The organism is Arthrobacter burdickii (genome assembly GCF_030433645.1).
GTDB classification, from domain to species: Bacteria; Actinomycetota; Actinomycetes; order Actinomycetales; family Micrococcaceae; genus Arthrobacter_D; species Arthrobacter_D burdickii.
This window is the reverse complement of sequence record NZ_JAROCG010000002.1, coordinates 139,227-163,051: the sequence shown is the minus strand read 5'-3', so window position 1 is coordinate 163,051 and position 23,825 is coordinate 139,227. Positions and strand designations below refer to the sequence as shown.

18 protein-coding genes are annotated in these 23,825 nt (G+C 67.4%); 6 read left to right on the top strand and 12 right to left on the bottom strand.

The window, feature by feature from the left end; translation table 11 throughout:
• Positions 1 to 98: 98 nt before the first annotated feature.
• The 4 genes from P5G52_RS15400 to P5G52_RS15385 form a co-directional block, all read right to left on the bottom strand.
• Positions 99 to 833 carry a glutamine amidotransferase gene (locus tag P5G52_RS15400; RefSeq protein WP_301229126.1) on the bottom strand — a complete coding sequence of 245 codons (735 nt, stop codon included), beginning with the start codon at positions 831 to 833 and terminating at the stop codon, positions 99 to 101.
• Between the two features lie 65 nt (positions 834 to 898).
• On the bottom strand, positions 899 to 2,110 hold the full coding sequence (locus P5G52_RS15395; RefSeq protein WP_301229124.1) for an alcohol dehydrogenase catalytic domain-containing protein: 1,212 nt from the start codon (positions 2,108 to 2,110) through the stop codon (positions 899 to 901).
• Positions 2,111 to 2,369: 259 nt separating this feature from the next.
• Positions 2,370 to 4,175, bottom strand: coding sequence for an MFS transporter (locus tag P5G52_RS15390; protein ID WP_363321921.1), 1,806 nt, complete (start codon positions 4,173 to 4,175; stop codon positions 2,370 to 2,372).
• 80 nt (positions 4,176 to 4,255) lie between these two features.
• Positions 4,256 to 4,819: a MarR family winged helix-turn-helix transcriptional regulator gene (locus P5G52_RS15385; RefSeq protein ID WP_301229120.1), complete on the bottom strand. Its 564-nt coding sequence runs from the start codon at positions 4,817 to 4,819 to the stop codon at positions 4,256 to 4,258.
• A 335-nt stretch (positions 4,820 to 5,154) separates the two neighbouring features.
• On the opposite strand from P5G52_RS15385, the gene P5G52_RS15380 reads away from it, so the two are divergent.
• Both P5G52_RS15380 and P5G52_RS15375 read left to right on the top strand, forming a co-directional pair.
• Complete coding sequence (locus P5G52_RS15380) at positions 5,155 to 7,572, top strand: FdhF/YdeP family oxidoreductase (protein WP_301229118.1); 2,418 nt, start codon at positions 5,155 to 5,157, stop codon at positions 7,570 to 7,572.
• A gap of 118 nt (positions 7,573 to 7,690) precedes the next feature.
• Positions 7,691 to 8,995, top strand: coding sequence for an MFS transporter (locus P5G52_RS15375; RefSeq protein WP_301229116.1), 1,305 nt, complete (start codon positions 7,691 to 7,693; stop codon positions 8,993 to 8,995).
• A gap of 6 nt (positions 8,996 to 9,001) precedes the next feature.
• Here P5G52_RS15375 and P5G52_RS15370 read toward each other — a convergent pair whose 3' ends face one another.
• Positions 9,002 to 9,316, bottom strand: coding sequence for a DUF6457 domain-containing protein (locus P5G52_RS15370; protein WP_301229114.1), 315 nt, complete (start codon positions 9,314 to 9,316; stop codon positions 9,002 to 9,004).
• A 217-nt stretch (positions 9,317 to 9,533) separates the two neighbouring features.
• On the opposite strand from P5G52_RS15370, the gene P5G52_RS15365 reads away from it, so the two are divergent.
• A complete protein-coding gene (locus tag P5G52_RS15365; RefSeq protein WP_301229112.1) occupies positions 9,534 to 11,429 on the top strand; it encodes an adenylyl cyclase in 1,896 nt (631 codons plus the stop codon).
• 224 nt (positions 11,430 to 11,653) lie between these two features.
• On the opposite strand, the gene P5G52_RS15360 is transcribed toward P5G52_RS15365, so the two are convergent.
• Together P5G52_RS15360 and P5G52_RS15355 are read right to left on the bottom strand one after the other, a co-directional pair.
• Positions 11,654 to 12,634 (bottom strand): LacI family DNA-binding transcriptional regulator, encoded by a 981-nt coding sequence (locus P5G52_RS15360; RefSeq protein ID WP_301229110.1) that lies wholly within the window; start codon positions 12,632 to 12,634, stop codon positions 11,654 to 11,656.
• Positions 12,615 to 13,727 (bottom strand): AraC family transcriptional regulator, encoded by a 1,113-nt coding sequence (locus P5G52_RS15355; RefSeq protein ID WP_301229108.1) that lies wholly within the window; start codon positions 13,725 to 13,727, stop codon positions 12,615 to 12,617. The genes P5G52_RS15360 and P5G52_RS15355 overlap by 20 nt, the downstream gene beginning before the upstream one ends.
• 70 nt (positions 13,728 to 13,797) lie before the next feature.
• On the opposite strand from P5G52_RS15355, the gene P5G52_RS15350 reads away from it, so the two are divergent.
• The 3 genes from P5G52_RS15350 to P5G52_RS15340 are packed head-to-tail and all read left to right on the top strand — an operon-like array spanning position 13,798 to position 17,089.
• Positions 13,798 to 15,309, top strand: a complete 1,512-nt coding sequence (locus P5G52_RS15350) for a flavin-containing monooxygenase (RefSeq protein ID WP_301229106.1) — start codon at positions 13,798 to 13,800, stop codon at positions 15,307 to 15,309.
• Positions 15,306 to 16,157: an SDR family NAD(P)-dependent oxidoreductase gene (locus P5G52_RS15345; protein WP_301229104.1), complete on the top strand. Its 852-nt coding sequence runs from the start codon at positions 15,306 to 15,308 to the stop codon at positions 16,155 to 16,157. Before P5G52_RS15350 ends, P5G52_RS15345 begins: the two co-directional genes overlap by 4 nt.
• Entirely contained in the window at positions 16,154 to 17,089 is a 936-nt protein-coding gene (locus P5G52_RS15340; RefSeq protein WP_301229102.1) for an alpha/beta fold hydrolase, read from the top strand. The genes P5G52_RS15345 and P5G52_RS15340 overlap by 4 nt, the downstream gene beginning before the upstream one ends.
• 337 nt (positions 17,090 to 17,426) lie before the next feature.
• Here P5G52_RS15340 and P5G52_RS15335 read toward each other — a convergent pair whose 3' ends face one another.
• From P5G52_RS15335 to P5G52_RS15315, 5 genes are all read right to left on the bottom strand, one after another.
• The gene (locus P5G52_RS15335) at positions 17,427 to 18,335 is read right to left on the bottom strand and encodes an NAD(P)-dependent oxidoreductase (protein ID WP_301229100.1); all 909 of its coding nucleotides are present in this window, start codon (positions 18,333 to 18,335) and stop codon (positions 17,427 to 17,429) included.
• Entirely contained in the window at positions 18,332 to 19,816 is a 1,485-nt protein-coding gene (locus P5G52_RS15330; RefSeq protein ID WP_435868705.1) for a four-carbon acid sugar kinase family protein, read from the bottom strand. The genes P5G52_RS15335 and P5G52_RS15330 overlap by 4 nt, the downstream gene beginning before the upstream one ends.
• A 458-nt stretch (positions 19,817 to 20,274) precedes the next feature.
• Positions 20,275 to 21,159: an NAD-dependent epimerase/dehydratase family protein gene (locus tag P5G52_RS15325; protein ID WP_301229095.1), complete on the bottom strand. Its 885-nt coding sequence runs from the start codon at positions 21,157 to 21,159 to the stop codon at positions 20,275 to 20,277.
• Between the two features lie 80 nt (positions 21,160 to 21,239).
• Complete coding sequence (locus tag P5G52_RS15320; RefSeq protein WP_301229093.1) at positions 21,240 to 22,274, bottom strand: ABC transporter permease; 1,035 nt, start codon at positions 22,272 to 22,274, stop codon at positions 21,240 to 21,242.
• On the bottom strand, positions 22,271 to 23,788 hold the full coding sequence (locus tag P5G52_RS15315) for a sugar ABC transporter ATP-binding protein (RefSeq protein ID WP_301229091.1): 1,518 nt from the start codon (positions 23,786 to 23,788) through the stop codon (positions 22,271 to 22,273). The genes P5G52_RS15320 and P5G52_RS15315 overlap by 4 nt, the downstream gene beginning before the upstream one ends.
• Positions 23,789 to 23,825 lie beyond the last annotated feature (37 nt).

Sequence of the window (23,825 nt, the reverse complement as noted above, 5' to 3'; positions counted from 1 at the left end):
GAACCCGTGTAAGGCCAGGGCCAGGACGCACCGGACCGGCACCCCGGCAACCGCGCCCGCCAGGCCGGACCGGACGACGGACAGGGCGCCGACAGAGGTCAGCCGCGCGCGTACCTCGTCACGAAGGTGCGCAGGATCGTCGCGGGCCGGTCCACCACCAGGGCCCGGGCCCGTTCGATGTAGGCGTCGGCTTCCTCCGGCGGGAAATAGCCGGCGTGCCGGTAGGTACGGATACGCCCCACGAGGGCCTCGACGTCGAGTTCCGGGTGGAACTGCGTCGCGTACACGTTCGCCCCCACACGGAACATCTGCACGGGGCAGGTGGCCGACGACGCCAGCAGCACCGCCGATCCCGGCAGCGCCGCACACGCCTCCTTGTGCCCCACGTAGGCGGCGAACGACGACGGCAACCCTGCTAGCAGCGGATCGGCGGCGCCGTCCCCGGTCAGCGTGACCTCGACGGCGCCGACCGGCTCGGCGTAGGTGGAGTCGATGACGGCTCCCTGGTGGCGCCCGAGGGTCCCGACGCCGTAGCACGCGCCGAAGAAGGGGTAGTCCTCCTCGACGACACGGTCCAGCAGCCCGCCGAGCTCACGCTCCACACGGACCTGGACGTCACTCTTCTCCTCCTCCGGGTCCGAGGAATTGAAGGGGCTGCCGCCGAGGAAGATCCCGGAGTAATCGGCGAGGTCCAGCTCGGGCAGCGGCTCCGCCTCCAGCCGGACGCGCCGCAGGTCTCCCTCGGCCAGGCCACCGAAGCGCAGGAAACTCCGGTATTCGGCGTCGGCAGCGTAATTCTCGGCACGCGTGCCCAGGAGGAGGAATGGTTTCACCCCTCGATGCTACTGGCCCCCAGCTCCACGGTGCCGCCGTCGGACCGCGCCTCCTCAGACCACCGTCACGCCGTCGTCAGGACGGTCTTGAGCCATCCTTCCTCGCGGCGGTCGAACGTCAGGTACGCGTCCACGACGTCGGTGAGGGGCTCGTGCTGCGTGATGAAGCGCGTCGGATCGAAGACTCCCGAGGCGACCAGATCGAGGAGGGGCGGCGTCACCGAACGGTGGTCGCAGTTGCCCATACGGATCGTCAGGTTCTTGTTCATCGCCTGTCCGATCGGGTAGGACATCATGGACGGGCTGTAGACGCCGATGATGCCGATGCGTCCGTACTTCCTCACCGTCTCCACGCTCCACTGCGATACCTGCGACGGGGCGTTGCCCGGCACCCAGTTCTCGCCCTGGATGTTCGTCGTCGGGGCGACCTCCGCGACCTCCTGCGCGAACTTCTCCGCCTGCTGCTCGCTGTTCGCCGCCGCCGGACCGGACGTGGGCCGCTGCGCATCGACGCCCACCGCATCGATGACGGCGTCGACGCCGATCCCGAGCGTGGCATCCATGATGGCCTGGACCGGGTCCTCCTGGTTGAAGTTGATGACCTCTGCGTTCTGGTCGAGCGCCTGGACTAGCCGGGTGTCGATTCCGTCGATCGCGAAGACACGTGAGGCTCCCTGGCGGTATGCAGAGGCGATGGCGAACTGCCCGACGACGCCGGCGCCGTACACCGCCACGGTGTCGCCCCGCTGCACGCCGGCCAGCTGTGCGCCGAACCATGCGGTCGGGAAGATGTCCGAGAGCAGGATGGCCTGCTCATCGCTGACGTTGTCCGGCAGTGCCGTCAAGGTGTTCGATGCCCACGGGATGCGCGCGTACTCGGCCTGCAGCCCGTCGACGGGCCCCGTGGTCGCGGGCCCCCCGAAGAAGCACGTCCCCGCCTGCGGGCCATTCGGATTGGCGGTGTCGCACTGCGCGGTGTGCCCTGCACGGCACTGCCAGCAGACGCCGCAGGACATCGTGGAGGAGACGACGACCCGATCCCCGGGAGCGAAGCGCCGGACGGCCGAACCCGTCTGGGTCACCTCACCGACCGCCTCGTGACCGAGGATCGTGCCTTCCTTCATCCCTGCCATCGTGCCGCGGATGAAGTGCAGGTCGGTCCCGCAGATGGCGCTGCGGGTGATCCGGACGATCGCGTCGTTCGGGTCGAGGATCGTGGGGTCGTCGACGGTGTCGAGGCGGATATCGCCTTCACCGTGCCATACGAGTGCTTTCACGGGATGTACTCCTTCGCTGTTCACGACCCGGGGTCAGAGGGACGTCGGATGGTCGATCCGTGTCCACGCTAGAAGTCGTGGCTGGAGCCGCCAATCTCCGGACCCGAGGCGGGTGGAGCTTGCGCAGATGCACACCGGGGCCTACGACGGGCCGTCCGCCCCCCCGTCATGCACGAAGCATCTCCGGGGCACCTTGAGTGCCCTGACGCCGACGGGCCACCGGGAGATTCCCGGCGGCCCGTCGATCTGCGGGGAGGACCTAGCGGTTGACTCCCGCGCGGTCGGACAGCTCGGCATCCAGTTCAGACAGCTCCTGCGCCACCCGCTCCAGGTCGGCCTTGGAGATGGCCACCGGTCCGGCACTGTGACGGCCGCGGGAGGGCTTCAGTGCGACGACGTCGGACTCCCCCGCCCCGTCCGCTGCATGCGCGGCGCGGTCCTTGCGTGCGGAGTGTGCAGCCGCTGGTGCCACTGCGGACGGTGCGGTAGCCTGCGCTCCGGCAACGGCGGGCGTGGTGCCCGTCGCCGCTGGTGACATCGATGCGGCGGGGCCGGCGGGTGCGGCCTGGGCGAAGTCGACCGTACGCCGCAGCGGGGTCTCCTTGATGAACAGCACGCAGACGAGCCCGAGGACCGCGATGACCGCCGTGATCAGGAAGATCAGGGCCGTGCTGTCGCCATAGGCGGCCCGCACGATGTCGGCGATCGGCGCGGGGAGGTCGACGAGGTCGAGTGAGCCGCCGGCCGCACCACCGCTGGTGGGGATGCCTGCCGCGGCGAGGCCCTCGGTGGTCTTGTCCGCGACCTGGTTTCCGAGGACGGCACCCAGGACGGCGACGCCGGCAGCCCCACCGAGCGAGCGGAAGAACGCCACCGAGGCACTTGCCGAGCCGATGTCCTTGACCGCCACGGTGTTCTGGACCGCGAGGACGAGGTTCTGCAGCATCAGACCGAGGCCCATGCCGAAGACGAAGGTGTAGATGCCGACCACCCAGAGTTCCGTGAGGTGGTCGATCGTGCCGGCGAGTCCGAGGCCCGCGATGAGGAACAGGCCGCCCGCGATGAGGTACCTCTTCCACTTGCCGAACTTCGTGACGAGCTGACCGGCACCGATGGATCCGAGCAGGTTTCCGGCGATCATGGGCAGCGTCAGCAGGCCGGCCTCGGTGGGCGTGGCGCCGCGTGCCACCTGGTAGTACTGGCCCAGGTAGCTCGAGGAGGCGAACAGCGCGATGCCGACGGCGATCGAGGCGATGATGGCCAGGGCGGTGGTGCGCTCGGAGATGATCTTCAGCGGGATGATCGGCTCGGCCACCCGAGCCTCGACGACGAGCAGGAGCGCCAGCAGGATTCCACTGCCACCGACCATGAGGGCGCTCTCGCGGGAGAACCACTCGTAGTACCCCTCCTTGCCGGCGAAGGAGACCCAGATGAGCAGGAGGCTGACGCCTGCGGTCAGCAGGATGGAACCGAGCCAGTCGATCCGAGCCTTGCGGCGCGTGTCGGGGAGCTTGAGGGTGACCTGCAGCAGGATCAGGGCGATGATCGCGAGCGGCACGCAGACGAAGAACGTCCAGCGCCAGCCGAGGGGCGAGTCGACGATGAAGCCGCCGAGGAGGGGCCCGCCGGCGGTGGCGACGGCCATGACGCCGCCCATGTAGCCGGAGTACCGGCCGCGCTCACGCGGGGCGATGATGGTGCCGATGATGGCCTGCGCCAGTGCGGTCAGGCCGCCCATGGCGACACCCTGGATGACGCGCGCAGTGAGCAGCAGCGGGATGGTCTGCGCGAGGCCCGCGAGAACCGAGCCCGCCACGAAGATCACGATGCTGACCTGCACCAGGATCTTCTTGTCGAACAGGTCGGAGAACTTGCCCCAGATCGGGGTGGTCGCCGCGTTGGCGAGCAGCGCGGCCGTGATGACCCAGGCGAAGTCCGTCTGCGACCCGTTGAGGTCGCTCATGATCGTGGGCAGGGCGTTCGCCACGATCGTACTGCTCAGGATCGCCGTGAACAGGCCGGCCAGCAGGCCCGTGAGCGCCTGCAGGATCTGCTTGTGGTTCATGGGCTCAGCAGCCCCGTGATACGAGGCCCGGGCCGGTTGCGGCGCGGGCGCTGTTTCCGCCGTGGTGGAATGGGTGGCCATCAGAGTGCTTCCTTCATGATCTCGGACGAGGAGTCCAGGTGGTGACGGCCGTCATTGCCCGTGTGGTGTGCTGTGGTGCGGGGTGTTCTGGGAGCGTCCAGGACGGCGTGTCCTGCCGCGCCCGATGCGGCGGAGCGGAGGGCGGCCGTGAGGTGCTGGACCGACGATGACGCCGCCTCGGCCTCGCCCTCGGTCCAGTCGGAGAGGATCTCCCGCAGGGTCTCGGCCCTGCGCTCGTAGGTCTCGGCGAGATAGCTCTGCCCCTCCCCCGACAGGGAGAGGAGGCAGGCCCGGCCGTCCAGGGGATCCGGTGTCCGGACCACGAAGCCGTACTGCTCGAGGTCCGCGAGCTGCCGGCTCAGCGCCGACGGCCCGACGCCGAGCTTCGCCGCGAGGGCCGATGCGCGCATCGGGCCGCCCTCGCCGATGAAGAAGAGGACACCGGTGTGGGCGGGCCCCAGCTCCGAGTGCTTCATCCCTGCGGTGGTGACTCCGCGCAGGGCGCGCTGCAGGTCGAAGATATTGTGCACCAGCTCCGCAGCCGTGTGCTGTTCTACTGACATTCAGGACTCCCGGCCTCATTTACTTCGTTGCTCTAAGTAACTGTACGCCTGCCGTTTCGTTAGGTCAACTAAATAAAACACCGTCCGCACCGGGGGGCTCAACAGGCGCCGCGGCCTGCCCTTTTCATGGACGACACGCCGTCGACGGCTTCATACTGTGCCCCGATCAGGGCTCCACCCGGCGCCTCGTGGTCCCGCTTCGCGTCAAGAATGCGGGGACACGGCCCGGAAGGCTTGCGGTTCCGGGCGCCGCCCTGTTAGGCCTGATACACAAGGGCAGTTGGATCACCTGTCGGGAAGTGCCCACCCCCGGGCCACGGAAGAGGACGTTCGCCATGACGCGCAAGGAACCCCGCGTAGAGGAAGTCGACGAGAAGGACCTCAAGGTCGAGAAACGGCCGAAGGAGTGGGCGGCCGGCCTTCCCGGCGTGTACTACTCCATGAAGCCGGCCCTCGAGCACATGGGGGTGGAGCGCACGCTGAAGACCGTCCTCAAGATGAACCACAAGGACGGCTTCGACTGCCCCAGCTGCGCGTGGCCGGACCCCCACAAGCGCAAGACGTTCGAGTTCTGCGAGAACGGCGCCAAGGCCGTGACCTGGGAAGCCGCTCCTGTGGTCATCTCCTCCGACTTCTGGGCCGAGAACTCGATCAGTGACCTGCGCTCCCACTCCGACTACTGGCTGGGCATGCAGGGGCGCATCGTGGAGCCCGTGTACAAGCCTGCCGGCGAGGACCACTACCGGCCCGTCAGTTGGGACGAGGCCTTCGAGATCGTCGGGAACAAGCTCAAGAGCCTCGACTCGCCGGACGAGGCCGCCTTCTACACCAGCGGCCGCACGTCGAACGAGGCAGCGTTCCTCTACCAGTTGTTCGCGCGCGGCTTCGGCACCAACAACCTGCCCGACTGCTCCAACATGTGCCACGAGTCCTCCGGCTGGGCCATGGGCCAGACCATCGGCATCGGCAAGGCAACCGTCACGTTCGACGACTACCAGAACGCCGACCTCATCATGGTCATGGGCCAGAATCCCGGGACCAACCACCCGCGCATGCTGACCGAACTCGAGGCCTGCAAGCGCAACGGCGGGCAGATCGTCGCGGTCAACCCCCTTCCCGAGGCCTCCCTCAAGCGCTACAAGAACCCGCAGCTGGTCCGGGGCGTCATCGGCAAGGGCACCGAGATCGCGGACCAGTTCCTCCAGATCCGGCTGGGCGGGGACATGGCGCTCCTGCAGGCGGTGTCCAAGCGCGTCTTCGAGGCCGAGGCGAAGAACCCCGGCACAGTGCTCGACCACGCCTTCCTCGAAGAGCACTGCGAGGGCCTGGACGAGCTGCGCGAGTACCTGCTGAAGCTCGATGACGCCACGGTGCTCGAAGCCACGGGCCTGCGCATGGAGGAGATCGACGAACTCGCCGCCCGCTACCTCGCCGCCGACAAGGTCATCATCACCTGGGCGATGGGCATCACCCAGCAGAAGAAGGGCGTCGCGACGATCAAGGAGATGATCAACCTCCTGCTCCTGCGCGGCAACATCGGCAAGCCGGGCGCCGGCGCCTCCCCCATCCGCGGCCACAGCAACGTCCAGGGTGACCGGACCATGGGCATCTGGGAGCAGATGCCGCCCACGTTCATGGACGCCCTCGGCAAGGAGTTCGGCTTCGAACCCCCGCGCGAGCACGGTGCGGACGCCGTCGAGAGCATCAAGCGCATGCGCGACGGGGAGGTCAAGGTCCTCGTCGCCCTCGGCGGCAACCTGGTCGCGGCCATCTCGGACACGCAGGTGGCCGAGAAGGCGTTCGAGAACACGGACATGACGGTGCAGATCTCGATCAAGCTCAACCGCTCGCACCTCGTGACGGGCAAGGAGGCCCTGATCCTGCCGTGCAAGGGCCGCACCGAGATCGACCGCCAGGAGACCGGCGTCCAGTTCGTCTCGGTCGAGGACACCGTGTGCGCGGTGCACCCCTCCTGGGGCAGCGTCGAGCCCGTCTCCGAGAACCTGCTCTCCGAACCGGCGATCATCAGCCGCCTCGCCCGTGCCTCGATCGACGGGAAGATCGATGCGGACTGGGAGGGCTTCGAGAAGGACTACGACCTCATCCGCGAACACATCTCGCACGTGGTCGAGGGCTGCGAGGATTACAACCGGAAGATCCGGCAGGAGGGCGGCTTCATCCTGGCGAACGGGCCGCGCGATTCGCGTACCTTCAACACGCCGACGGGCAAGGCCGTCCTCACCGTGAACGACCTCGAGTACCTCGAGCGACCCGAGGGCACCCTGATCCTGCAGTCGCTGCGCGCCCACGACCAGTGGAACACCACCATCTACAGCAACAACGACCGCTACCGGGGCATCAAGAAGGGCCGGCACGTGGTGTTCATCAACCCGGAGGACATCGCCGAACTGGGCCTGAAGGACGGCCAGAACGTCGACATCCACGGCGTGTACGACGACGGCGTGCAGCGCGTCCTCCGCGCCTACCGCGTCGTCTCGTACCCGACGGCGCGGGGGTGTGCCGCCTCGTACTATCCCGAAGCCAACGTGCTGGTGCCCCTCGACGAGGTGGCGCAGGGCAGCAACACGCCGACGTCGAAGCAGATCATCGTGCGCTTCGAGCCGAGCACCCACACCCCGCCCTCCGAATACGACGCCGCAGCGACCGCACAGGAGCCCGACGCCGAGGCGGACGGCTTCCCCGTCGCCGCCGACGCGACACCGGTGAAGAACGCGGAGGCCGCCAACGCCTAACCGGTCCCGGACGACCCCACCACGCACCCCGGCGGCCGGAGCGGACCGGCCGCCCGGCGCGGCGGCACCACCGCGCCGCTAGACTGCTCCCGTTCCAGCAACCACGAGGGGCGGGCCGATGAATCGGCGGCAGGACGATCAGCCGGACCAGCAGCAGGACCAGCAGCGGGGCCGGGAGCACGACCCGCGGGACCAGCAGCGCCGGGTCATCCGCGTCCTCGTCGTCGCCCAGATCCTGGGCGGCGTCGGAGCCGGGGCGACCCTGTCCCTCGGGGCGCTGCTCGCCGCCGAGACGTCGGGCTCGAGCGCCTGGTCCGGCATGGCCGCGACCATGTCCACGCTCGGTGCCGCCGCGGCCGCCGTTCCGCTCGCGTCCCTCGCCCAGCGCAAGGGGCGCCGCACAGGTCTCGCAACCGGCGCCGTCGTCGCCGGCTGCGGTGCGCTGCTCGCCATCACGGCAGCCTCGCTCTCGCTGTTCCCGCTCCTGCTGGTGGCACTGGTTCTTCTCGGCGCCGGGTCGGCGACAAGCCTGCAGGCACGGTTCGCCGCCACGGACCTCGCCGACGACGCCACGCGCGGGCGCAGCCTCGCGGTCGTGGTCTGGTCCACCACCATCGGCGCGGTTCTCGGCCCCAACCTCTTCGAACCCGGCCAGGTCCTGGCGGGGGTGCTCGGCATCCCCCCACTCAGCGGAGGCTTCGTGTTCTCCGCGGCGGCGCAGGCCGCCGCTGCGGCGGTCTACTCGCTGGGGCTGCGCCCCGACCCCCTCCTGACCGCCCTGCAGCGCGAGGCAGCGGACCGCCCGGCGGGGAGCCGGCCGGAGAGGCGGCGCGGACTGGCCATCCTCGCCCGCAATCCTGCTGCGCGTTTCGCTGTCGTCAGCATCGCGGTGGGCCATGCCGCCATGGTGTCCGTCATGTCCATGACCCCGGTGCACCTGCACGACCACGGGGCGGGACTGACGATCGTGGGACTGACCATCAGCCTGCATGTGGCAGGGATGTACGCGCTCTCACCCGTCTTCGGCTGGATCGCGGACCGCTTCGGGAAGACGCAGGGCATCCTGTGCGGGCAGCTACTCCTGCTCGCGGCACTCCTGACCGCCTGGCGGGGCGCCGGGTCGGAGGAGTGGGTGACGGCGAGCCTGATCCTGCTCGGACTCGGCTGGTCCGCGTGCGTCGTCTCGGCGTCGGCCCTGCTGGCCGGCGCCGTCGACGTCGCCGAGCGCGCGCCGGTCCAGGGCTCGTCGGACCTCGTCATGAACCTGGCAGGCGCCCTGGGAGGGGCCCTCGCGGGCCCGTCCCTGGTGCTGCTGGGCTACTCCGGGCTGAGCCTGGGCGCTGCCGTGCCCGTCGCCGTCGTGCTGGTGTGGACGCTCACACGGCTGGCGGGAGTGCGGACCCGGACCGCTGCAGCGGCCTGACGGCAGCTACTGCGCCGACCCCGTCCAGCCCTTCTCGTGCTGCGTCTCCTCGTCCTTCGCGATGATGGTCGTCACGGTGTTCGCGGCCTTCTCGACGGCGGCACTCGTCTCCTCCCGGCCATCGGTCGTCACGGTGCCCGCGGCGTAGCCGACCAGGAAGGCGCTGATCGCCCCGGCGTGCGGGGACACGAGGGAGGAGGATCGCTCCGCCAGCTCGACGATCCTCGGGTGGTCCACTTCGAGGTCGAGGATCTGCAGGGCCTGGGCCAGGGTGCGGCTCCACTCGCTGAGGGTGCGCTCTTCGTCGTCGGGCGTTGCCATGGGATCTCCTCGGGTCGGGTACGGGCCGCGGTTACCGACCGGGGCCGGCAACACTCCCCCAAGCTTTAGCATCCGTGCTGCATCCCTTCAATGGCCGGCGCCCATCTTGACTTCGCTCCGGACCGGGGATGTAATTCCAGAACGGCCCTAGTGACACGATTCACTACTTCCGGGCCGCCAACGGCAGGACCACCTCGACGGAGAGGAACCGTTACGCATGACAATCCCCCACCCTCCCAGGACCGGGCGCACACGCCTGGCAGCGGCGCTCGGAGTGACCCTGCTCCTGGCTGCCGGCACGGGAGCATCGGCCATCGCAGCACCCCTGGACCCCGCAGGCACGACGCCGGTCGCCCAGAAGGCGCCCCCGACCCCGGCTCCGACGCCGGACTTCGGGCCGAATGTGACCGTCTTCGACCCGAGCATGCCCGTGAGCGAGATCCAGGCGACGGTCGACGCCGTCAATGCGCGGCAGATCGACAACGAGATGGGCACCGAACGGGAGGCCCTCCTGTTCCTGCCCGGCACCTACGGCACCGACGCCCAGCCCCTGCAGTTCCGGGTGGGCTACTACACCGAGGTCGCCGGACTGGGTGCATCGCCTTCGGACGTCACCATCAACGGCAAGATCGAGGTCTACAACCGCTGCCTCGACGACAACGGCACGACCAACTGCATCGCGCTCAACAACTTCTGGCGGACGCTGTCCAACCTGACGCTGAAGGTCAACGGTGCGGGCCAGGACGGCTGCCGGGCCACGGCCAACTTCTGGGCAGTCTCCCAGGCTGTGTCCCTCCGACGCGTCAACGTCACGGGCGGCACCCTCTCGCTCATGGACTACTGCACCGCCGGGCCCCAGTTCGCGAGTGGCGGCTACCTGGCCGACTCGAGAGCCGGCACGATCGTCAACGGCTCCCAGCAGCAGTGGTTCACCCGCAACAGTGAGATCGGCAGCTGGTCCAACGGTGTCTGGAACGCCGTCTTCTCCGGCACGGAGGGCGCCCCCGCGGACGGCACGTTCCCCGACCCGCCGTACACGACACTCAACCAGACCCCGGTGAGCCGCGAGAAGCCATACCTGGTCGCGGATCCCTCGGGCGCCTACGGCGTCCGTGTGCCCGCCGCGCAATCGAACTCGCGCGGCATCTCCTGGGGCGACGGCACGACCGCGGGGCGCACCATCCCGCTGTCCGAGTTCTTCGTGGCACGCCCCGGTGACTCCGTGCAGGCCATCAACACCGCGCTCGCCCGCGGCAAGCACCTCCTCCTCACCCCCGGCGTCTACGACATCGCGCAGACCATCGCGGTCAAGCGGGCGGACACCGTGGTCCTCGGCCTGGGCCACGCGACCCTCACCGCCGTGGACGGCGCCACCCCGCTGCGCGTCGCGGACGTGCCCGGCGTCGTCATCGCCGGTGTGACGATCGACGGCGGCACCGTCAACTCGCCCGTCCTGCTGCAGGTGGGCACGAGGAACGGCAACAACGGCGCTCCGCACAGCGACCCGCAGAACCCGACGACGCTGAGCGACGTCTACTTCCGGATCGGCGGCCCCCACGTGGGCAAGGCCGACGTCAGCCTCGAGGTCAACAGCGACAACGTCCTGATCGACCACACCTGGGTATGGCGCGCCGACCACGGCATCGCGGGTTCCTTCGGCTGGGACGTCAGCACCGGGCGCAACGGTGTGATCGTGAACGGCGACAACGTCACCGCCACCGGCCTCTTTGTGGAGCACTACCAGGAGTACAACGTGATCTGGAACGGCGAGAACGGCCGCACGGTCTTCTTCCAGAACGAGCTCCCCTACGATCCGCCGAACCAGGCCGCCTGGCAGCACGACGGCGTCCTCGGCTGGGCCGGTTACAAGGTGGCCGACGACGTGAAGCACCACACCCTGTGGGGCGGCGGTTCGTACATCTTCACCAACGTGGACCCGACCATCCATGCCTCGCACGGCTTCGAGGTGCCGGAGACCCCGGGCGTCGTCCTCAACCACGTGCTGACCGTGAACCTCGGTGCGGGCACGATCGACCACGTGGTGAATGACGCCGGTGCTCCCGTGAGCAACGCGAACACGGGGACGCCGAGCTACCTGGTGCGCTACCCGTAACGCAGGGTTACGGCGGGCGCTGGGTCAGGCGCTACGACATCGCAGTGATGGGAAGGGCCGGAGCATTGCTCCGGCCCTTCCTGCGTCCCGCCCTTCCTCGCGCCGGGACCGCCGCGACCGGGTCCCAACCTATGGCGGTACACCCGGGTCGGGTTGGCCGGCTGAGTGCATCCCCCGCCGCGCCCCGTTGAGTCGTCGATGCACGCCAGCGACGCTACCGACCGTCAGGCGGACTCCCGCTCCACCAGGTGCAGCCCGTGGCCTGGATGCCCGGGCTTCTCCGCCGAACCGTCGAGGTCCGCCAGCACGAGCGCCGCGAGGAAGCGGGCCTGCAGTTCGATCGACTGGGACACCGTGGTGAGCGGCGGCGCGGCAAGCCTCGCCGCCGGAATGTCGTCGACACCCACCACACCGCAGTCCTCGGGACAGGACAGCCCTTCTGCCCGGAGGCCCGCGAGGACCGCGAGCGCCACGTCGTCGTTGTAGGCCGCGACGGCGTCGACCCCCTGCCCTCGCCACCTGCGGACCGAGGTAGCGGCGGCCGGCGCATCGAGGGCGACGGGCAGCACCACCGGGTCCGGAAGGCCCAGTGCTGCGCAGGCACGCCGGACACCGAGGAGCCGGTCGCGCGCGAAGACCTCGAGCCGGGGATCGGCAGGCCACGCGTAGCCGAGACGCCGCCGACCCCGTGCGGCGAGGTGCCGGACCTGCAGCGCGCCGATCTCCAGCTGGGTCTCGGACGGCAGGGCCGGGTCGGGTTGGTGCTCCTCGCCGCGGGTTCCGAGCACCTGGATGCCCGCCTGCCGCATGGCGTGAAGGTCCTCCTCGGCGAAGGGCGCGAAGCCGATCACGGCGCGGGGCGTCACGGCACGCCACAGGTCGGTCAGGGAGCGCTGTCCCCGCCCGTGGTGAACGAGCACGGACAGCCCCCGGCCCGAGAGTTCGTCGGCGAGTTCATCCAGCAGGGTCTCGATCACCGGGCCCACCGGCCAGTCAGGAAGGATGCACAGCACGAGGTCGCTGCGCCCGGTGCGCAGGGCACGGGCGGCAGCCGAGGGCGCGTAGCCGAGGCGGACCGCGGTCTCCCGCACGCGGCGCCGGGTCTCCTCCGAGATATGGACGCCGTCACGGCCGGTCAGGACGTAGCTGACGGTGGTCCTCGAGACACCGCTCTCGCGCGCCACGTCAGCGCTCGTGATCCCCACCGCTCCCCCTTCCGACCTGCGTTCTTCCGGTCTCCCGCTGGTGCTTGCCAGTGTAGGCGCCGGCATCCGCCGCCCCGGCCGGGACCGACGGGCCGGCTCCGGAACGGACCGCGCTGGGCGTCGCCCCGAACCACCGGCGCACGCACCGCGTGAGGGCCGACTGCTCGGACAGGCCCACCAGTCCCGCGACCTGCTGCAGGGGCAGGTCACTGCGTGTGAGCAACCGGAACGCGGAGTCGCGGCGGACGTCGTCGAGCAGTGCCTCGAACGCGGTGCCCTCCGCGGCGAGCCGCCGCTGCAGCGTCCGCGGGTGCATCCCCAGCAGCCGGGCCGCGGAGTCGATGCGGGGCGGCGAGGTGCCGAGCATACGGTCGATGGCGTTCCGGACCTGCGGAGCGACCACCCGACCCGGCTCCGGGAAGTGGCTGTGCAGGTAGTCGAGCGCGATCTCCCGCAGCGTGTCGTCGACCCCGGCGAGCGGACGGTCGAGGAGGCTGCGGGGCACGCGCAGCAGGGACGCGGGGGCATCGAAGCGCACCTCGGCGCCGAAGAATTCGGCGTACCGGGCGGCAGGAGCTTTCGGCGTGTGCGAGAGGTGCACCGAATGGAGGGCGTAGGGTCCGTCGACCAGGAAGCGGATCATCCGATGCGAGAAGGCAAGGATGGCGTCCGTGGCCTGCCGCGGCGGCGTGCCCTCGGAGGACCCGTAGCAGAGGCCGACATCGCCGGGACGTCCTTCCGGGTCGGACACGATCGTGAAGCGCAGCACCGGACTGTGGAGGAAGAGGAACTGGGATGCGCACTCCAGGGCAGCGCCGACGGTGGGCGAGTTCTGCACGGCGACGGCGAGCGGGCCGAGGATCCCGATGTCCTGGTACTCGGAGATGCGCAGGCCGAGGTCCGGGCAGGGCAGGACGCGCGCCGCACCCTCGAGGAGCTTGGCCATGGCGACGTCGGACACCAGGACGTCGTCGCTGTCGAGGGCTTCGACGGGCACACGGTACTGCGCCGTGAGCGCTTGGGCGTCGCCCCCGAACTGTTCGACGACGTCGCGGAAGCCGCGCATGCCTGCGGATCGGATCACGGAGCCCATGTCGTCCAAGGGTAAATAGCTGTCGCGCGAAGTCAAGCAGAAGGACCGACGACCCCAGAATAATGGACCTATGGAATCCTCCCTCGAACACCTCGACGTCGTGATCGTCGGCGCCGGGCTCTCCGGCATCGGTGCCGCCTACCGCGTCTCCACCGAACTTCCGGACAAGAGCTTCGCCGTCCTGGAAGCCCGCAGTGCCATCGGCGGCACGTGGGACCTCTTCCGCTATCCGGGCGTCCGCTCCGACAGCGACATGTTCACCCTCGGCTACCCCTTCCGCCCGTGGACCGAACCCAAGGCGATCGCCGACGGCATGTCCATCCTCATGTACATCCGGGAGACCGCCGAGGATCCGCGGATCCAGAAGCGGATCCGGTTCCGCACGAAGCTGGTCGACGCCGCGTGGTCCTCCGACGACGCCCGGTGGACCCTGGAACTGGACGTCACGGACGACGACGGCACCACCGAACGCCGACGTCTCACGTGCGGATTCCTCTACCTCTGCAGCGGCTACTACAACTACGAGCACGGCTACGACCCGACCTTCCCGGGCCTCGGGTCCTTCGAGGGCGAGGTGGTCCGCCCCCAGTTCTGGCCCGAGGACCTGGACTACGCGGACAAGCGCGTCGTCGTCGTCGGCAGCGGTGCCACCGCCGTGACCCTCGTGCCGTCCATGGCGGAGGACGCAGCGCATGTGACGATGCTGCAGCGCTCCCCCACTTACATCACGGCGGTCCCGAGCCGGGACAAGTTCTCCGACGCCGTGCGCCGCCATCTGCCCGCAGGAATCGCCCACCACATCGCACGGGCCAAGAACGTCCTGTTCACGCAGGCCTTCTTCCAGCTGTGCCGTCGCCGCCCGGAGCTCGCCAAGAAGCTCATCCGCTCCCAGACGGCGCGGATCCTCGGCGACGACACGCTTCTGAACGAGAATTTCACACCCGCCTACAACCCCTGGGACCAGCGGCTCTGCGTCGCACCGAGTGCCGACTTCTTCCGGGCCCTGAAGTCCGGGAAGGCCTCGGTGGTGACGGACACCATCGACACCTTCACACCCCACGGCATCCGCCTCTCGTCCGGGAAGGAACTCGAGGCCGACGTCGTCGTGACCGCCACCGGCCTGTCGATGCTGCCCCTCGGCGGTGCCACCTTCACCGTCGATGGGAAGCCCGTGAACCTCGGCGACTCCTGGGTGTACCGGGGACTCATGGTGAGCGGGGTGCCGAACCTCGCCCTCTGCGTGGGGTACACCAATGCCTCGTGGACGCTGCGCGCGGACCTCAGCTCGCGCTACGTCTGCCGCTTTATCAAGTACCTGGACCGCACCGGCCACCGCTACGGCGCGCCGGCCGCCGACGGCGGGATGAAGGCTCATCCCATCCTCGACCTGACGTCGGGGTACGTGCAGCGCGCGGTCTCGGCCTTCCCCAAGCAGGGTGACCGCCAGCCGTGGATCATGCGCCAGAACTACCTGCTGGACGCGCCGACCGCACTGCACGGCAACCTCGCGAAGGACATGGTCTTCGACGTCCCCGCACCTCCGAGCACCCCTGCACCCGACCTCCAGGAGATCCACGCGTGAGCATCCGACCCTTCCAGTTCGCCGGCGCCACCGCCGTCCTCACCGGAGCCGCCGGAGGCATGGGCGAACACCTGGCCCGCAAGCTCGCCGAGCGCGGAAGCACGCTGCTCCTCGTCGACCGCGACGCCTCCCGGCTCGACGCCGTCGCGTCCTCCATTCGCTCCACCTATCCCGGCAGCAGGGTCACGACGTTCGTCGCGGACCTCGCGGACCGCGACGCCGTCGAGCACCTCGCGACCGATCTCCTCGCCGCGACCGACACCGTGGACCTGCTGATCAACAACGCCGGCGTGGCCCTCGCGGGGAAGTTCGACCAGATCAGCATGGAGGACTTCGACTGGGTGATGGCCATCAACTTCTCCGCGCCCGTGCTGCTCACCCACCGCCTGCTGCCGACGATCTCCCCCGGCGGGCACATCGTGAACGTCTCCAGCCTCTTCGGCCTCGTGGGACCGAAGGGCCAGACGGCGTACTCGTCCAGCAAGTTCGCCCTGCGCGGCTTCACGGAAGCGCTCCGCAACGAACTCCTGCCGCGCGGCATCGGCACCACGTCCGTCCATCCCGGCGGCATCCGGACCGACATCGCACGCAATGCACGCATCGGCGGCAACCTCAGCGAGGCGGAGGTGAGGAAGGCGAAGGACGACTTCGACAAGCTGCTCACCTTTCCGGCCGACCAGGCCGCCGAACTCATCCTCGGGGCGGTGAAGGCCCGCACGCCACGCCTGCTGATCGGGCTGAGCGCCAAGGTGCCCGACGTCGTCGCCCGCGTCGCGCCCATGTCCTTCGGCACGCTGGAACGCCGCGCCACCGCACTCCTCCGCCTGGCCGGGAAGGTGCGCCGGTGAGCGGGGCACGTGCCGGCGTCGGGCCTTCGTCCAGCTCCGAGGCGTCCGCACCCGGTGCGGCAGCGCCTGACGACGGCTTCCTGCGGGTCCGCGGGATCCGCGTCCGCTACCGCGACGAGGGCGCTCGGGAAAAGCCTCCCGTCCTGCTGCTCCACGGCATCGGCCGCAGCCTCGAGGACTGGGAGGGACTGTACGGCCGGCTCGCCCCCGACCACCGTGTCCTCAGCGTGGACCTGCCCGGCTTCGGGCTGTCCGAGAGGACCGAGGGACGGTACTCGATGGAGTCGATGGCCCGCTTCGTCCTCGCCGCGCTCGACACCCTCGGCGAGCACCGGCCCCTGCATGTCGTCGGCAATTCGCTCGGTGGCGCCGTCGCCATGAAGATCAGCGCCCTCGAGCCCCAGCGCGTGCGGAGCATGGTGCTCGTGAACAGCGCCGGGTTCGGCAAGGAGGTGACGCTCGCACTACGGATCCTCGCCATCCGGCCGATCGGCCGGCGGCTCCTGAAGGACAAGTCCCGCAAGGCCGCGTACCGCACGGAGCGCTCGCTGTTCTACGACAAGAGGTTCGTGACCGAGGAGCGCCTCGACCACGCGCAGGAGGTGGGCAGGAACCCCGGATACGACGAGGTCCTGCTCGCCGTCGCCCGGCACCTCGGCACCGTTCGCGGCGTCCGCCGGCGGTGGCGGACCCAACTCCTCCGCACGGTCGCCGCCCAGCGGAAACCCACCCTCGTGGTGTGGGGCGACGAGGACCGGGTCCTCCCGGCGTCACATCTGGAGCACGCCCGCACGGTGTTCCCGCATGCGGAGTTCCACCTGTTCGAGAAGTGCGGGCACATGCCGCAGATCGAACGTGAGGAGGAGTTCGACGCACTGGTGCGGCAGTTCGTCAGCGGGGTCGAGTCGCAAGGACCAGGGTGTGTCTCCTGATGCTTGAAGCCAGAGTGTGCTTGATCTGAGGACGGCACCGCCGCAGTAGATGAGGGCGAGTTTGTCGTAGCACCCATGCCCAGCCCGGAGGGGCGCAGGTGCTTCCTCAGGATCGGGAAGATCGGCGCGTGCCCTGCCTGCCCAGCCCAGCCCTGCCCGGTCCGGTCCGGTCCGGTCCGGACCGACGAGGATCACCAGGGGCGGGCCTCGCCCGTCGGCGAGGTGATGGGTCTTCGAACTCAGCCCGCCCCAAGGCCTTCGTGTTGGCTCTGGTAGGGAGTTCCTACACCGCGACGAAGGAGGAGATGACCCAGACGGATGCGGTGCAGGACGCAGGTTAGGAGTGGAAAACGGGCTTCGTCGGCGCGATGACGGTGATGACAGCGGAATCATCCTGGGCGCCGTGTCCCTGCGCTTGGCCCTGCAGGAAGAGCTGTTCGGCCGCTGCGGCCAGTGGAGTGGGCAGGGACACCGCTCGAGCGGCCGACGTCACGATCCCGAGATCCTTGACGAAGATGTCCAGTCGGCTCAGTACCTCGGCACCCTCGGGGTCCCACGCTTGCAGGATGCGGGGTCCGCGGTTCCCCAGCATGAAGGATGCTGCTGCACCGGCCTGGAGAGCCTCTATTGTCTTCGCGGGGTCGAGGCCCAACGACTGCGCAAGTGCCAGAGCTTCGGCAGCAGCGGCGATGTGCACGCCGCACAGCAGCTGGTTGACAGTCTTCAGCGCTTGTCCGTCTCCCGGTTTGTCACCCACGACGGTCAGGGTGGAAGCCAACAGATTCAAGACGGGGGCCGCCGCCGTCTGTGCCGTTGCGGACGCGCCAACGACGATCAGGAGGTCACCGTCACCCGCCCTTACCGGGCCACCGGAGAGGGGCGCATCGACGAGATCCACACCCAGCACCGCGAGTCGCTCCGCAACATCCAGCACCGCATCGACACCAACCGTACTAGTCATGATGACGACAGCTCCCTGCTTCAGTGCAGGTGCGATGCCATCGGCGCCGAAGAGCACGGCGCTCAGCTGCTCGGCATTGCGGACGGCCAGAAGCACGGCGTCGGCGCCGTCGACCGCTGACGCCGCAGTGTCGAATGTGAGGATCCCCGCCTCTTTGGCGAGACGGAGTCTCTCTGCCGCAATGTCGAATCCGTGCACGGCGAGTCGGGATGCGAGGCGTATCGCCATAGGGAGCCCCATCGCACCCAGCCCCAGGACGGCGACGGAATAGGGCTGGCTGGTCATCGTGCTTCCTCTGGTCGGGGGCCGGCAGGGTCAGGAGCGGCGCTGGACGGGGCGGATAGCGTGCGGACGACGTCAGTGAGTGCCGTGTCGGATCCGACGTTGCCAGCGAAGACCACATACGGGATGCCACGCGCCGGTCCGTCCATGGGCTCCCACAGCGAGACGATGCCCGGCAGCATAGGACCCCGGACCATTGCTCGGCGGATCGAGAGTCCGTGGACCGCGACATCGGAGGAGGTGATTCCACCCTTCGCGATGACGAAGCGCGGTGGAGAGGATTCGAGGATCCGTCGGACCACTTCGACGACGGCTGCGGAAACCTTGCGCGAGATTGCTAGGCTCTCCTCTCCGCTTGCAGCGCTGACGAGCGTCCGACTGGTGTGGATCACGACGTTTCCGTGGGCGAGACCATCGACGGCCCGCGTGACAACCTTCCCGAGGTGGTCCGCGCGTGTCGCTTCGCTGATGACGGCGTCGACTTCGATCACCTCGGTTGAGGCCTGCGGGAGGGCGTCAGTGAGATGGTGCAGTTGCCGGCTGGTCACACCGACATGCGAGCCCACCACAATGAGTCCGCCGGTGCTGCAGGACTGACGGCCGGCGTAGATTTCCGACGTCAGCAACGGGGCGTGTGGTTCCTGTCCGATCGCTGCCCGGACGAATGGTGGGCCGACTCGGAAAAGCACCGTTGTGCCGCGCCGGTGCGCCAGGTGGCAACCGAGAGCGATGAGACGCAGGTCGTCCTCCGTGACAGCGTCGGCTACCACTGGCGTGTTGCCGGTCGCCTTCGACAGCAGGTCCGCGGTCTGCTCCGGGCCACCCCGGATGATGTCGAGGGTAAGGGCAAGGACATCATCGGCACCGATACGGCCATGCGTCTTGGTGCTGACGTACTCGCGGAGATTCGAGGAAGGAAAACCGAAGGTGGCATCGCGGGCGAATTCGGTGGCGGAGACGGGCGTCAGCTCCCCAGTCTCGAGCATGTAGTGCTCAGAATCGATGGTGACGCGACCGGCGTCAGGAAAGGCTGGTACCAGCACGACGGCGTCGACTGCCTGCCCAGAGCGCTCGGCGAGGGCCGCCGCCAGCACATCGGTCTCGAGGGGGAAGTGGCCGCGGAGCGTGGAGTCGCTTCTCGACATGAAGATGAGTTCTGTGTCCGAGGTCCGGGCAGCGGCGAAGGCGTTGGCAGCGATTTCCCGATTGCGGACGGCAGCGTCATCCTCCGGCAAACTACGCGTGTTGGTCAGAATGTAGAACGCAGGATGCCCTTGAGCCAGGGCCCACGTGATGTCCTCGACTGTCCAGGACGTCAGTACCGGCAGGTCGGCAACGGACTGGGTCCCCGTCGGGTCGTCGTCGAGGACGACGAAGACAGCGTCCGGTAGGTGCTTCCGCACGTCCCCGGCAGCTACAGCTACGGAGTCCGGGAAAGCCTTGAGAGCCTTGCTGAGTAGCATCGGGTACTCCTCGACAGTCATATGTCTGATAAATGGGCTTACGTCTTGGCAGATGGCGATCACAGCGAGTCACCCGGAGTGAACAAGCACCTACAGCCCCGGTCTGCGGCGTCCAATCCATGCGCATTCATTGGTTCCGTATCCGAGGCGTATCAGGTTGAACGCATACACGGGTTCAAGCGTGAGCGACGAGTACCCGAAGCGCGGCAATGAACCGTGTGCCCTGCACTCCTGCCGGTGGGTTGAGGTGGAACCTGGAGGATCACTTGTTCCCGGCCGGCTTCGCTTCCTGCGACGACGCCTTGAGCTGTCTTGAAATCGTGGATACGAATGGCAGGGACGAATCGTCGTCGACCTGACAAACCAGACTTTCCTGACGTGAGGATTACTGAGTTCACGGTGGGCGGGAGCGGGTTCAGCGAATAGCTGATGAGACGTTACGGAAGGGCTGGAGGTGCCTCCAGCCCTTCCAGCCATGACTATGTGTTGAGGGCCTTGCCCTCGGAGTCCAAGTAGTCGCGCCAGGACCGTTTCGGCGTCCAGCCGAGCATCTCCTGGGCTCTGGCACTGGAGATGCCGGAGGCATCCGGCCGGCTCAGTTCGCGCAGCTCAATTTGGTCGCCGTAGTGCTTCGAGAGGATCTCGGCGAAGTCGTGGCCGCCCACGTTATCGGGGGAAGCAATGTAGAACACTTCGTGTCCGGGCAGGTCGGATTCGGTAGCAAGCACGATGGCGTCGGCCAGGTCGTATGCATCGATGTAGCTCCACAGGTTCGGGCTCAGTACTGAGCTGTCGCGAATCTGTGGCCCGAGGTTGACCTCGTAGTTACCTTCGAACTGCACCCAACTGGGCCGGATCGAGATGCACTGAATATCAGATCGCCTGACAGCTGCGTCCATGAGCTGCTCTCCGAAGTGCTTGGACAGCGCGTAGGGATCTTGAGGACGGAGCGGATGCTCCTCGTCGACCGGTGCGTAATCGGGAAGGAAGTCACGCTCCGGAAAGAAGAAGCCGGGTACGGTTTCGCTCGAGATGTACACGAAACGCTTGACGCCGAAACGTACGGCCGCTTCGAGGACATTGAACGTTGCCATGAGGTTCGTCTGGAAAACGACATGGGGCGGGTTGCCCGTCGGTTCGGGGATCGCAGCAACGTGCACCACCGCGTCCGCTCCTCGTACCACGGCGTAGGCCTCGCCGGCGTCGGTGAGATCAGCCATGGTGTACTTCGGTGTGCCTGCGGGCTTGCGCTCGAAGCCAGGGCGCGTTAGGTCAGTCGTAAGTACTTCGTGTCCCGCGTTGATCATTGCCTGTGTCGCAGCGCGTCCGACTTTTCCGTGGGCGCCGGTGATGAGGACCTTCATATTGTCTCCTTGGATTGGTACACGTCGACGGGGTTATTGGACGACGAGAGATGGGGATGGGGTTGTTGCTGCACTGAGGGCTACCCGCGCTTCTTTCGCCACATGTTCAGGGCGACGGCAGCGACGATGATTACGCCGCTGAACACCTGCTGCCAATAGGGAGAGATGCCGAGCAGGATCAGTGCGTTCTGGATGAGCAAAAGAAGCGTTGTTCCGAGCGCGGTACCCAGAATGCTGCCTACTCCTCCGAAGAGGCTTGCGCCACCGATCACCGCAGCGCCGATTGCCACCAGTTCGTATCCGCTGCCGGCAGCAGGCTGCCCGACGCTCAATCGGGACGTTTCGAGGATCCCGGAGACGGCGGCCAGCGTCGAGGCGATGACGAAGACGGTAACTTTAATGCGGCGGACGCGGATTCCTGAGAGCTTCGCAGCTTCCTCATTCGAGCCCACGAAGTAGACGTGACGGCCGAACATCGTGCGTGAAAGGACCACATGGGCGGCGATTGCCACGACGGCGGCGACGTAAATAGGGATGGGGATGCCAAGCAACTGTCCTTGCCCGAGAAACAGGAAGCTCTCCGGGAAGCCGCTGATCGTTGAGCCACTGGTGATGCCCAGGGCCAAGCCGCGGGCCACTGCAAGCATTCCAAGGGTCACGACGAATGAGGGCAGTCCACCGAAAGCGTTGATGATTCCGTTGACGTACCCGACTGCGACCCCGGCAAGGAGCGCAAGAAGCACCGAGACCGCAGGGTTGAGGCCGATGGTGACCATGAACTGGCCAGTGAGCACGCTCACCAACGCGACGACCGATCCGACGGAAAGGTCGATGCCACCGATCAGGATGACGAATGTCATTCCGACGCTGATGATGAGGCCCAACCCGATTTGCCGGCCGACGACGGTCAGGTTGCCCGGAGTGAAGAAGAACGGAGACACGAACGAAAGAACGATGATGAGTAGAACCACGACGGCCGCGAGGGTGAACTCCCTCGCTCCGATGACCCTCATCGAATGGTGGCGAATATGGTCCCCGAATGTTGCAGGGCCTGTCGGCCCTGCAGCGCCGCCGTCGGCGGTTTGGGTGTTCACGGTATCTCCCTTGATAGTCATGACGCGTCCTCCTGTACTCCAGTGGCCATCGACATGACCTTCTTCTCATTTGCTTCGGATACGTTCAGTTCGCCGACTCCGTGTCCCTCCCGCATGACGACGATGCGATCAGCTATGCCGAGGACCTCGGTGAGTTCGGAGGAGACGACGAGCACTGCGACGCCTTCCTGGGCGATGGATCGGATGAGTGCGTAGATTTCGGCTTTCGCTCCGACGTCGACACCACGTGTGGGTTCATCGAGGATGAGGAGGCGGGGATGGCGAGCCAGCCAACGTGCCAGCACGACCTTTTGCTGATTTCCACCGCTTAGGGTGCCCGCCCCGACTTCGACGGCAGATTGTCGCAGTCCTAGCTTTGTCGCGTAGTCCTTCGCCATGCTTCGATCTTTAGCTTTGGACACCATGAACAGACGGCTGATGCTTCCGAGCGAAGCGGACGACATGTTCTCGCGAACCGGAAGACCGAGGAAGAGACCTTGTGCCTTACGGTCTTCGGGTACGAAGCCGATGCCAGCAGCCATGGCTTCGCCAGGAGTGCGGAGAGTAAGTGGCTTTCCGTTGATGAGGATCTCTCCCCCCGAACGACGTCTGGCACCGAAGATGGTCATGGCTGCATGGCTGCGGCCAGCTCCGATCAATCCAGCGAGTGCGACTATTTCGCCTGGGTGCACTGTGAAACTCACGTCGTGAAGCAGACGTCCTGCACTGAGGCTTCGCACGTCCAGCGTGGGAATTGTGGTCCGATCGACCGCTGTGGAACGGACTCCATAGAGGTCATCCAGCTCCCTGCCGACCATCATGCGCACCACATCCCCCGGGGCCGATACGGCCGCGTCGAGCACTCCGACCACTGAGCCGTCGCGCATCACGGTAATCCGATCGGATATCTCGAAGATCTCCCGCATGCGGTGGGATACGTAAATAACGCTGACACCCTGGGCACGGAGACGACGGACGAGGTTGAGGAGGGTATCGACCTCTTCTTCGGTGAGCGATGAGGTCGGCTCATCCATTACCACCACTCGCGCTTCGATGAGTAGGGCTTTGGCAATCTCCACCATCTGCCGATGGGCGATGTTGAGATCTCCGACAATCGTCCGTGGCGAGATGTTGGCGATGCCGAGAACGGCTAGAAGTTCGGCTGAACCGCGGTCCATGGCACGGAAGTCGATGGTGCCGAGACGGGTTTTCGGTTCACGCCCGACGTATATGTTTTCTGCGACACTCAAGTCGTTCGCAAGGTTGAGTTCCTGGTAGATGACCGCGATTCCGTGGCTCTGCGAATCCCGGGGGGTCACGATATTGACGGTCTCGCCGGAGACGCGGATGGTCCCGTCGTCAGCACGGACCGCGCCTGCAAGTACCTTCAGCAGAGTGCTCTTACCCGCACCGTTCTCGCCGACGAGAGCCATAACCTCGCCCGCATCGACAGACAGGGTCACGTCGCTGAGAGCGGTCACGCCGGGGTACCTCTTCGTAATGCCGTGCATCGAGACGAGCGGGTGCTGCGCCATGACTGCTCCTTCTGGGATGAATCGCCGCGATGGCGGG